This window comes from Luteimonas sp. J29 (assembly GCF_000472505.1).
Lineage (GTDB): Bacteria > Pseudomonadota > Gammaproteobacteria > Xanthomonadales > Xanthomonadaceae > Luteimonas.
On record NZ_KI421430.1, the window covers coordinates 36,743 to 48,040 of the forward strand.

Sequence of the window (11,298 nt, forward strand, 5' to 3'; positions counted from 1 at the left end):
CAAGCGGGCGTTGTCGTTCCAGGATCCCACACACGGGGATGAGAACCCCGCAGGGTTCGACTGCAGCCGCGCAGCGGCTGCGAACCCGGCGCGCAACGCCGGGGCCCGTAGGGCGCGCCGCAGGCGCGTCATCCGCGTAGGGACGCCACCTGCAGGCGACGCCCGCGGGGCTGTCGCCTGCGGGACCCCGCCCCACCGGCCGTCGGTGTTTTCCTACGCGCGCCCGGGACGGCGTCCGACTGCGGGGCGGCCGGTCCGGGAGGATGCTCCGCGCATGGAAAACGCAAGTGTCTTGGGAGGCCTCGTGATGGAGCGGACCCTGATCGCGGTGGAACCGGACGGACCGGCCTGGCAGGTCCAGATCAACCAGTACGCGGTGGCGCGGCACGTCGCCCGCGCGGCCGCCATCGAGCAGGCCAAGCAGCTCGCGCGCGACTGCCACGCCTCGATCGGCGTGCCGACCGGCGTCCGGGTGCGGATGCGCTGCGGGGACAAGGTCCTGGTGGGCGCCTGCGGCTGAGGCGCCGCCCCTGCCCAGGCGGGGGCCAGACGGGGAGACTTCCCTACCCGCCCCCGGCCACGGCCCTGACCGGCGGCAGCGGCAGTCTCCCGACGCCGTCCTCCACCGGGCGCAGCGTGGCCACGCCGTGCCCGTTCTCGGCCAGGTACTCGATCCACTTGCCGAGGAAGGTGTTCATCCGCATCCGGTGGTCGAGGACTTCGGCGGCGGGCGGATACATGCCGATCACGTCCTGCCAGCGCCGGCCCACGTAGCAGTGCGTGGCCTCGGCCTGCCGCGCGTCGCGGTACAGGCGCAGGTAGGCCGACGGATCGGGTTCGCCGGTGACCGGGTCGCGCATCGTGTAGGTCAGCCGCAGCTCGGTGGTGTAGGCGTGCTGGTACAGCACGTCGAGCCGCACGTCCGGGCCGCTTCCGCTCGACGAGACGTACATCCCCGGCGCAAGGTCGACCGGTTCGAACAGCCGCGTGATGCGGCGGAAGTTCTCGGCATACAGTCCCATCAGCCAGGCGAAACGGCCCAGTCTCGGAATGCTTGCCTGGCGTGCGGCGACTTCGTGCATGACCCGATGCTACACGCTGCCATCGCAGGCGGGGAGCATTGACGGATCGGGCCGGGGCGCCTACGTTAAGACTGCTGCCCGTCGATTTCGCGCGATGCGCCGCGCCCGGGTGCGCACCGCCCTCCCCGCCCTCAGAACATGACGCCCTGGATACCCAGGGTGGACATCACCTTGCTCGAGATTTCCTCGATCGACACGTGCGTCGTGCTCAGCACCGGGATGCGCTCGGCGCGGAACAGCTTCTCGGCCGCGGCCACTTCGCGCTTGCAGGTCTCCAGGCTCGCGTAGCGCGAGTCGGGCCGCCGCTCCTGGCGGATCTGGTGCAGGCGCACCGGATCGATGGTCAGTCCGAACAGCTTCGAGCGGTGCGCGCGCAGGCGCTCGGGCAGCCGGTCGTGGGCGAGGTCCTCGTCGGTGAGCGGATAGTTGGCCGCGCTCACGCCATGGTGGAGCGCCAGGTAGATGCAGGTCGGCGTCTTGCCGGCGCGCGACACGGCGACCAGGATCACCTGGGCCTGGTCGTAGCTGGTCGACATGCCGTCGTCGTGGGCCAGCGCGAAGTTCATCGCGTTGATGCGGCGGTGGTAGGTCTCGAAGTCGACCATGCCGTGCGCCTGGCCGACCTTGGCCTGCCGCTTCTCGCCCAGCTCCGCCTCCAGCGGAGCCAGGAACGGCTCGAACACGTCCAGCACCAGCGCCCCGCTGCGGGCGATCTCGGCCGCGATCTCGGGGTTCACCGAGGAATTGACCACGATCGGCCGCACCCCGTGCTCCTCGCCGGCCGCGCGGATCTTCTCGGCGACCTCGTGCGCGCGCTCGACGCTGTCGACGAACGGGATGCGGGTGGTGTGGAAGCGGGTGCCGGTGAACTGGGTGAGGAGGCTGTGGCCGACGGTCTCGGCGGTGATGCCGGTGCCGTCGGACACATAGAAAACGGGTCGGGTCGCTGACAACGCTGTCTCCGTGCCCTCGTTCGCGAAGGCTGGCCCTGGGGGCGCTAAAATAGCGTTTTTCAGCCGACACATACCGGCTTTGTCATGACCTTTGGAGAGGACCCTTGAACCAGCCTGCACCCCTGCCGTCGGACACGCCGGCCAACATCCTGTGGCTGCACGACCTGCGACTGGCCGACCTGGCCCAGGTTGGTGGCAAGAACTCGTCGCTGGGCGAGATGATCGGCGAGCTGTCCGGGCTGGGGGTGTCCGTGCCGGGGGGCTTCGCCACCACGGCCGACGCGTTCCGGGCCTTCATCGCCCATAACCAGCTGCACCAGCGCATCTTCGACCGGCTCGCGTCGCTGGACGTCGAGGACGTGGGCGCGCTGACCGCGGCCGGGCGCGAGATCCGCGGCTGGGTGATCGACGCCCCGCTGCAGCCCGACCTGGACGCCGACATCCGCCAGGCCTACGCGAAGCTGTGCGCCGACAACGGCGGCGGCGAGGTCGCGGTGGCGGTGCGCTCCTCGGCCACCGCCGAGGACCTGCCCGACGCATCGTTCGCCGGCCAGCAGGAGACCTTCCTCAACGTCACCGGCGCCGACGACGTCGTCCGCAAGGTCAAGGAAGTCTTCGCCTCGCTCTACAACGACCGCGCGATCGCCTACCGCGTCCACCACGGCTTCAAGCACGAGGACGTGTTCCTGTCCGCCGGCGTGCAGCTGATGGTGCGCTCGGACGTGGGCGCCTCGGGCGTGATGTTCACCCTCGACACCGAATCGGGCTTCCGCGACGTGGTATTCATCACCTCGAGCTACGGCCTGGGCGAGATGGTCGTCCAGGGAGCGGTGAACCCGGACGAGTACTACGTCTACAAGCCCACGCTCAAGGCCGGCCGGCACGCGATCCTGCGCCGCACCCTCGGCGCCAAGGCGATCCGGATGGTGTACTCCGACACGCCGGGCGAGCGCGTGCGCACCGAGGACACGCCGGGCGAACTGCGCAACCGCTTCTCGCTGTCGGACGAGGACGTGCACGAGCTCGCCCGCCAGGCGGTGACCATCGAGCAGCACTACGGCCGCCCGATGGACATCGAGTGGGCGAAGGACGGCGTCAGCGGCAAGCTGTTCATCGTCCAGGCGCGCCCGGAGACCGTGAAGTCGCGCGCCAAGGCCACCCAGATCGAGCGCTACTCGCTCAACGAGCGCAGCAAGGTCATCGCCGAGGGCCGCGCGATCGGCAACAAGATCGGCAGCGGCGTCGCCCGCGTGGTGCGCCGGCTCGAGGACATGGAGCGCGTGCAGCCCGGCGACGTGCTGGTCGCCGACATGACCGACCCCGACTGGGAGCCGGTGATGAAGCGTTCCGCGGCCATCGTCACCAGCCGCGGCGGCCGCACCTGCCACGCCGCGATCATCGCCCGCGAGCTGGGCGTGCCGGCCGTCGTCGGCACCGGCAATGCGCTGGAGGCGATCGAGGACGGCGCCGAAGTGACCGTGAGCTGCGCCGAGGGCGACACCGGCTTCATCTACGAGGGCGCCCTGTCCTTCGAGCGGATCACCACCGACCTGGCCTCGATGCCCGAGGCACCGCTGAAGATCATGATGAACGTCGCCAACCCCGAGCGCGCGTTCGACTTCGGCCAGCTGCCCAACGCCGGCATCGGCCTGGCGCGGCTGGAGATGATCATCGCCAGCCACATCGGCGTGCATCCGCGCGCCCTGCTCGAGTACGACCAGCAGGACCCGGAGACGAAGAAGCAGATCGACGAGCGCATCGCCGGCTATTCCGACCCGGTGGGCTTCTACGTCGACCGCCTGGCCGAGGGCATCGCCACCCTCACCGCCTCGGTGGCGCCGAACCCGGTGATCGTGCGCCTGTCGGACTTCAAGTCGAACGAGTACGCCAACCTGATCGGCGGCCGCCGCTACGAGCCGGAGGAAGAGAACCCGATGATCGGCTTCCGCGGCGCCAGCCGCTACGTCGATCCGTCCTTCGCCGACGCCTTCGCCCTGGAGTGCAAGGCGGTGCTGCGCGTGCGCAACGACATGGGCCTGGAGAACCTCTGGGTGATGATCCCGTTCGTGCGCACCCTGGAGGAAGGCCGCAAAGTGGTCGAGGTGCTGGCCAGGAACGGCCTGCGCCAGGGCGAGAACGGCCTGAAGATCATCATGATGTGCGAGGTGCCGTCCAACGCCCTGCTGGCCGAGGAGTTCCTCGAGATCTTCGACGGCTTCTCGATCGGCTCCAACGACCTGACCCAGCTCACCCTCGGTCTGGACCGCGACTCCTCGATCGTCGCCGGCCTGTTCGACGAACGCGACCCGGCGGTCAAGAAGCTGCTGTCGATGGCGATCAGGACCGCGCGCGCCAAGGGCAAGTACGTGGGCATCTGCGGCCAGGGCCCGTCCGACCACCCGGACCTGGCCCAGTGGCTGATGGAACAGGGCATCGAGTCGGTCTCGCTCAACCCCGACACCGTGGTCGACACCTGGCTCAAGCTGGCCAAGGCCAAGAAGGCCAACGCCTGACCCGCAAGCGGCCCCGGAGCGATCCGGGTCCGCCCCGTCTGGGGCCCGGCATCCCCCAAACCAGGTCATCCTCCTGTAGGAGCGGCTTCAGCCGCGACCAGGCCCGCGCGACCCCGGCCAGCATCCAGGATCCCCGTAGGAGCGGCTTCAGCCGCGACCGGCGACCACGATGCATGCCATGACAACGGGTCGCGGCTGAAGCCGCTCCTACAGGGGACACCCGGGGGGCGGTCAGCCCTCCAGCTCCCGTCGCAGCCACGCCCGCGCCATGCGCCAGTCCCGCTGCACGGTGCGCTCGGAGACCCCGAGCAGCGCGGCGGTCGCCCGTTCGCCCAGGCCGGCGAACACGCGCAGCACCACCACCTGCGCCTGCCGCGGCGCGATCGCCTCCAGTTCCGCCAGCGCCGCCGATACCGTGCCCGGCGCGGCAATGGCGTCCTCCGCCACGGCAGCCTCGTCCAGCGGCACGCACAGCTCGGCGGGCACGCGCTTGCCGGCATTGCGGCGGCGCGCCGCGTCCACCAGCGCCTGGCGCATCGCCCGGACCGCCACGCCCAGCAGGTGGCGGCGATCCGCCAGCTCGGGGAGCCGGCCGGCGCCGAACAGCCGCAGGAAGCCTTCGTTCACCAGCTCCGTCGGCCCCAGCGTGCGCTCGCCGTACTCGGCGGCCAGCTGCTCCCGGGCCAGCCGATGCAGCGCGTCGTACATGGCGGACATGACCCGCGCCAACGCCTCCGGATCCCCGGCGTGCACCGCCGGGAGCAGGCCGGTCACGTCCACCGCATCACTGGCGCCCGGTTCCTGTCGGGCCACGGCCCTGGCTGCCCTGGCAGTCATCCGCACTGCGTGCCTCCCGCCGCACTGCCGGTCCGGCACAAGCCGTCGGCGCTGGCCCGGCGCAGGCCGGATGCCGCGACGTCCGCATGCCGCGCCGCCGTGTCCAGCGCCGCGCGGAAACGGTCGGCCGCTTCCGCGTCCGCCCCCCGCGCCAGGGCGATGTCGCCGAGCACGTTGAGCGCCCGGATGCGCCCGTTCACTGCCCAGGCCGCACCGGTCCCGGCGCGCGCCTCCATCCTCTCAAGCCACGGCTGCAGCAACCGCTCCGCCTCCTCCGCACGGCCGAGCCGCTGGTATTGCGCGGCCAGCAGCGACAGCACGTTGAGATGGAAGTCCGGCGCAACGTCCGCGAACCCCCTGGCGATCTCCTCGCCGCGCACGAGCATCGCCAGCGCCTCCTCGCCCTGCCCCATCTGCGCCAGCGCCCTGCCCGCATAGGTGTACAGGGCCCCCAGCCCGGGCGTGGGCCGGTCGTTCATACGCTCGTAGTCCGCGATCTGTTCGCGATACGCCCTGACCGCGCCCGCGGGATCGCTGCGGATCCGCGCCAGGCTGTCGGTGAAGCGGTAATAGATCAGCGCCGGATCCTCGGGGCCGTACATGTCCTTCGCGATCGCCAGCGCGCGCCCGGCGTGGCGCGCGGCGACCGCGTCCTCGCCGGCGGCCACCTCGACCATCGACAGCACCGCCAGGCCCTGGATCAGCAGCTCGCGGTCGCTGCCCGGCGCGGCCTCCAGCCCGGCCACGATGCCCACCAGTTCGTCGCGCAGCGTGGGCAGCGGCGTGTCGCCGACCGTCAGGTGGTCGTAGAGGAGATTGATCCGCACGCGGAGGATCTCCGTGTCGCCGGCCCCGGCCCGTCGCAGCAGTTCGATCGCTTCGCGGCCGGCAGCGATCGCCGACGCGGTGTCCAACGCCATCGAATACGCGCGCCGCAAGGCCGCCTTGGCCCTGCCGCGTTCGAGCAGTGGCGCCCCCGCCTGCGCCAGCAGCGCGTCGGCCTCGCGCAGCAGCGGGATCGCCCGGTGCCCCATGTCCAGCGCCGTGTACCCGCGGCCGATCGACAGCAGCAGCGCGGCGTGGGTCGCCGGCGCCAGCGCCGGGCCCGAACGCAGCCGCTCCACCCCCAGGTCCAGCGCTTCGGCCACCGTGATCCGGTTGCCGCGGGTACGGCTGGGGTCGGCGTCTTCGAACAGCCCCTGCATGAACTCCACCATGGCCTGGGCCCGGTCGCGTTCGCGCTGCGCGGCCCGCAGCTGTTCCTCGCGTGCGGCGGCGAATCCCGCCAGCAGCGCCACGAACGCCACGCCCACGGCCACGCCGGCCCTGTGCCGGCCCACAAAGCGCCGCAGCCGGTACCACCAGCGCCCGCGCCGCGCATGCACCGGGCGCGAGGCGAGGAACCTGCGCAGGTCCGCCGCCAGTTCCGCCACGGACGCATAACGGTCGCCCGGCGCGGTGCGCATCGCCTTCATCACGATCGCGTCCACGTCCTCCGGCACCGCCCTCTTCCGACCGGGGGCGCGACCCGGCGGCGCAGGCTCGCCCGACAGGATCGCGTGGCCCATCGCCAGCGGCGCGGCCGAGGCGGGGAACGGCCGGACGCCGCTGACCAGCTCGTACAGCACCACGCCCAGCTGCCAGACGTCGCTGGCCGTGCTCAGCGGCTCGTTGCGGATCTGCTCGGGACTGGCGTAGGACAGGGTCAGGGCGTGGTGCGCGGTGCCGGTGGGCGCATCGGCAGCGCCGTCCAGCAGGCGGGCGATGCCGAAATCCAGGAGCCTCGGCTCGCCGCCGGCATCGACCAGGATGTTGGAAGGCTTCAGGTCGCGGTGGATCACCAGGTGCCGGTGTGCGTACTCCACCGCGTCGCATACCTTCAGGAACAGGCGCAACCGCTCCGCCAGCGGCAACGCACGGGCATCGCACCAGCGGTCGATGCGCTCGCCCTCCACGTATTCCATCGCAAGGAACGGGCGTCCGTCCTGCAGCCGGCCGGCATCCAGCAGGCGGGCGATGTGCCGGTGCGACAGCCGCGCCAGGATGCGGGCCTCGGACGCCAGCCGGCGCGCCGCGTCCGCCTCCGGCCAGGCGCCCGGGTGGAGCAGCTTCAGGGCCACCTGCTGGTTGCCACCGGCGAAACGGCGCTCGGCCAGGTACACCGCGCCCATGCCGCCACGGCCCAGCAGGTGCAGCAGCCGGTAGTCGCTGCCGGCGGCGGCCTCGATGACGGCGCCGCTCAGGTCCTGCGGCGGCGGGGGCGCCGGATCCTCCTCCTGCGTGGCCCGCAACAGCCACTCGACCTCGGCGCGCAGCGCGTCGTCGCCGGCGCACTCGCGCGCGACCAGGGCCTCGCGCGCGGCCTCGTCCAGCCCGTCCGCCGCCTCCACGATGGCGCTGGCCCGCCGGTAACGCGTCCGTCCGTCCACCACCCAGGTTCGTCCTGCCCCCTGTGCAATCGCGGCCAAGTATAGGCAAGGTCCCCGCCGCCCGGCCCCCGGATGGCGGGTTTCGGCGCCGTCCTGCGCATTGGGTCAGAGGTCACGGGGACATGCGCCCCGATCCCGATCCCCGTTTGCAGGACTTGCCATGAACCGCATCTATCGTCTCGTCTTCAACCGCGCTCTGGGCCTGATCCAGGTGGCCCCGGAAACCGCCCGCGCGCGCGCAGGCACAGCAGCGCGGGCCGGCCGCATCGGCCGCAGAAGCGCGGTCGGCATCGCCCCGCTGTCGCTGCTGGCGCTGGGCCTGATGATGGCGGCGTCGACCGTGCGGGCGGACGTTTGCCACTGGCGGTTCAGATTGGATAACGACTGGTTCAACCCGGACAATTGGTATTGTGTCGAAAGCGGCTACAGTGTTCCCACGTCCGATGACCACGTAAGTATCTTTTCTTACTCTGATGACGACGTCGCCATCGACGGCGCACGTGCCGAAAGCGCTGGCCTCCATCTTGGAGGCGGGCAATTGACGATCCGCAATGGCGGCACCCTGCAGACCGGCACCTCCAGCTATCACAATATCGGCTGGAACATCCATCCGGCCACGCTCACCGTCACCGGCAGCGGCTCGGCCTGGAATGTCGCAGGCGGCCTCATCCGCGTTGGAAACAATTCCAGCGGCACGCTGGTCCTGCGCGAGGGCGGTGCGCTCAACGCCGGCAACAGCACGCTCGTGCTGGGAGAAAGCGAGGCAGATTACGCGACGCCCGGTCTGGGCACCCTGGTGATCGGCGCCGCGGCCGACGAGCAGGCCGTGGCGCCCGGCACGATCGAGGTCGCCGCCATCGAGATGGGTCGCCAGAACGGCACCGCCGAGGCGGCCGGCCGGATCGTGTTCAACCACACCGACACCAGCGGCGCCTACACGTTCGCCCCCGACATCGCCGGCAGCGGCGCCATCGAGCACCACGCCGGCACCACCGTCCTGAGCGGCACCAACACCTACACCGGCGGCACCCACCTGCTCGGCGGCACGCTGTCGGTGGCCTCCGATGCGGCCCTGGGCGCGGGCGCCGGTGCGCTGCATTTCGACGGCGGCATGCTGCAGGTGACCGGCAGGGNTTTCGACGCCACCACGCGCGCCATCACCCTGGGCGANGGCGGCGGCGGCTTCGACATCGCCGATGCCGGCCACCGCTTCACGCTGGCACAGGACATCACCGGCAGCGGCGCCCTGGTCAAGCACGGCGCCGGCACGCTGGTGCTCACCGGCAGCAACGACCACGCGGGCGGCACGCGCATCGAGGGCGGGAGGCTGGTCGGCCATGCCGGCAGCTTCGGCAGCGGCGGGATCGAGATCGGCACCGGCGCCTTCCTGCGCCTCGACCAGGCCACGGACGCCATCCTGTCCAGCCAGGTCTCCGGCACCGGCCACATGATCAAGGAAGGCGCCGGCACCCTGGCCCTCGATGGTGGCGAGCACCGCCTGGGCAACCTGTACCTCGGACGCTACGAGTCGGTGGGAACCTGGGCGCCGGTAGACGACGGCGGCACCCTCCAGCTGCGCGATGGCGCCACGCTGCAGGCCACGGGCGGGCTGTACATGGACCGGGTGCGCACCCGCGTCACGCTGGAACTGCTCGGCGAAGGCACCAGCGCCACGTTCGGCGCCAGCGCGCTGATCGGGGACACCGGCAGCGAGGCCCGGGTGGTGATCCGCGACGGCGCCCGCCTCGAGAACGGCATCGCCGTCGTCGGCAACCGGAACGACTCGCAGGGCTTCGTCACCGTCACCGGAGAAGCTTCCCTCTGGCGCAGCATCGGATCCCTGCATGTCGGTGGCAACGGCCAGTCCGGCAGCGGCAGCCTGCGGGTGGAGCACGGTGGCCGGGTGGAGAGCGGCATCGTGCGGCTGGGATACGGGTCCGGCGCCACGGGCGACGCGGTGGTCACCGGCGCTGGCAGCCGCTGGGACACGCAAGGCGAGATCCGGCTGGGCGAGGCCGGCAACGGTACCCTGCTCATCGACGACGGCGCGGTGGTCACCTCCCGCGTCGGTACCAGCCTGGCCACCGGGCACATCGCGTCCTACAACGCTCCGTCTTCCCGCGGCAGCGCCACCATCCGCAACGGCGGCGCCTGGATCCATGAAGGCGGGGTCGTGGTCGGCCAGTACGAAGGCAGCGAAGGCAGCCTCACCCTGGCCAGCGGCGGTCGCGTGCAGACGGGCACGGGAACGGGCGGCGCAGCCGAACGGAACATGATCCGGCTGGCCGGCCATGCAGGCTCCCGCGGCACGCTCAACATCGGCGCTGCCTCCGGAGAGACTGCCGAGGCCGCCGGCATCCTCGACAGCGAACGGGTGGAGTTCGGTGCCGGCGAGGCGACGCTGGTGTTCAACCACACGGACGACATTGCCTTCGGCGCCGTACTCCTGAGCACCGATGCCGGCACGCACGCCCTGCACCACCTCGCCGGTACCACCACCCTGGCCGGCGACAGCTCGGGCTTTGCCGGCGCCACCACGGTGGCGGGCGGCACGTTGCTGGTCGATGGCGCGCTTGGCGGCCACATCACGGTGCAGGACGGCGGTACGCTCGGCGGCAGCGGCACGGTCGCCGACACCCGCGTGCAGGCCGGTGGCACGCTCTCGGCGGGCAACAGCCCGGGCACGCTGCAGGTGGATGGCGACCTGGTGCTGGAAGCCGGCTCGCGCGCCGTGTTCGAGCTCAACGGCCCCGGCGTGGCCGGTGGGCCGGGGGCTCGCGGCAACGACCTGGTGGAGGTGACCGGCGATCTGTCGCTGGATGGCCAGCTCGACGCCCGGGTGGCCGCGGCCGGCCATTACCGCCTGTTCCATTACGGCGGCGCCCTGACCGGCGCGTTCGCCGGAGGCACGGTGACCGGCACCGCGGGCTTCCAGGCCGCGTCCGGCAGCCCCGACCTGCGCTACGACGTGGCCGGCCAGGTCAACCTGGTGGTCCTGGGCGCCGGCCAGACGATGCAGTTCTGGGATGGCGGCGACACCGCCGGCAACGGCACCGTGGATGGCGGTGACGGCCTCTGGCAGGGCTTCGGAACCAACTGGACCGACGCCGACGGCACTGCCAATGCCGGCTGGGGCGGTTCGGTGGGCGTGTTCGCCGGCACCGCGGGCACGGTGACCGTGCAGGACACGCAACGGTTCGACACCCTGCAGTTCTCCACCGACGGATACCGGATCGAGGGCGACGCCCTGCGCATGGCGGCGACCGCGGGCGGCAGCTTCAACGTCGATGCCGGGGTGACGGCCACGGTGGCCTCGCGCATCGAGGACGGCGCCGGCAGCGTGCTGCGCAAGGCCGGTGGCGGCACGCTGGTGCTCGAAGGCGACAACGCCTACACCGGCGGCACCCACCTGCTCGGCGGCACGCTGTCGGTGGCCTCCGATGCGGCCCTGGGCGCGGGCGCCGGTGCGCTGCATTTCGACGGC

Annotated in this window: 7 protein-coding genes; 3 read left to right on the top strand and 4 right to left on the bottom strand. The window is 71.6% G+C overall.

What is annotated here, in order from left to right:
- Nucleotides 1–307: 307 nt before the first annotated feature.
- Nucleotides 308–520, top strand: coding sequence for a DUF2188 domain-containing protein (locus tag LUTJ29_RS0115155; protein ID WP_027073237.1), 213 nt, complete (start codon nt 308–310; stop codon nt 518–520).
- Between the two features lie 43 nt (nt 521–563).
- Here the strand turns inward: LUTJ29_RS0115155 and LUTJ29_RS0115160 are convergent, their stop codons facing one another.
- Both LUTJ29_RS0115160 and LUTJ29_RS0115165 read right to left on the bottom strand, forming a co-directional pair.
- Nucleotides 564–1,082: a DUF1249 domain-containing protein gene (locus tag LUTJ29_RS0115160; RefSeq protein ID WP_027073238.1), complete on the bottom strand. Its 519-nt coding sequence runs from the start codon at nt 1,080–1,082 to the stop codon at nt 564–566.
- A gap of 131 nt (nt 1,083–1,213) precedes the next feature.
- Nucleotides 1,214–2,035, bottom strand: a complete 822-nt coding sequence (locus LUTJ29_RS0115165; RefSeq protein ID WP_027073239.1) for a pyruvate, water dikinase regulatory protein — start codon at nt 2,033–2,035, stop codon at nt 1,214–1,216.
- A gap of 122 nt (nt 2,036–2,157) precedes the next feature.
- On the opposite strand from LUTJ29_RS0115165, the gene ppsA reads away from it, so the two are divergent.
- Nucleotides 2,158–4,548 carry a phosphoenolpyruvate synthase gene (gene ppsA, locus LUTJ29_RS0115170; protein ID WP_027073240.1) on the top strand — a complete coding sequence of 797 codons (2,391 nt, stop codon included), beginning with the start codon at nt 2,158–2,160 and terminating at the stop codon, nt 4,546–4,548.
- 231 nt (nt 4,549–4,779) lie between these two features.
- On the opposite strand, the gene LUTJ29_RS0115175 is transcribed toward ppsA, so the two are convergent.
- Entirely contained in the window at nt 4,780–5,322 is a 543-nt protein-coding gene (locus LUTJ29_RS0115175; RefSeq protein ID WP_232221237.1) for an ECF-type sigma factor, read from the bottom strand.
- A gap of 59 nt (nt 5,323–5,381) precedes the next feature.
- Nucleotides 5,382–7,814: a serine/threonine-protein kinase gene (locus LUTJ29_RS18250; protein ID WP_144774634.1), complete on the bottom strand. Its 2,433-nt coding sequence runs from the start codon at nt 7,812–7,814 to the stop codon at nt 5,382–5,384.
- A gap of 160 nt (nt 7,815–7,974) precedes the next feature.
- Here LUTJ29_RS18250 and LUTJ29_RS18920 point away from each other — a divergent pair.
- Nucleotides 7,975–11,298, top strand: a 3,324-nt coding sequence (locus tag LUTJ29_RS18920; protein WP_198012698.1) for an autotransporter-associated beta strand repeat-containing protein, incomplete at its 3' end; no start/stop codon positions are given.

Excerpts from the sequence above, each read along its gene's own strand:
- LUTJ29_RS0115160 (WP_027073238.1), bottom strand. The coding sequence starts at position 1,082 with ATGCACGAAGTCGCCGCACGCCAGGCAAGCATTCCGAGACTGGGCCGT.
- LUTJ29_RS0115155 (WP_027073237.1), top strand. The coding sequence starts at position 308 with ATGGAGCGGACCCTGATCGCGGTGGAACCGGACGGACCGGCCTGGCAG.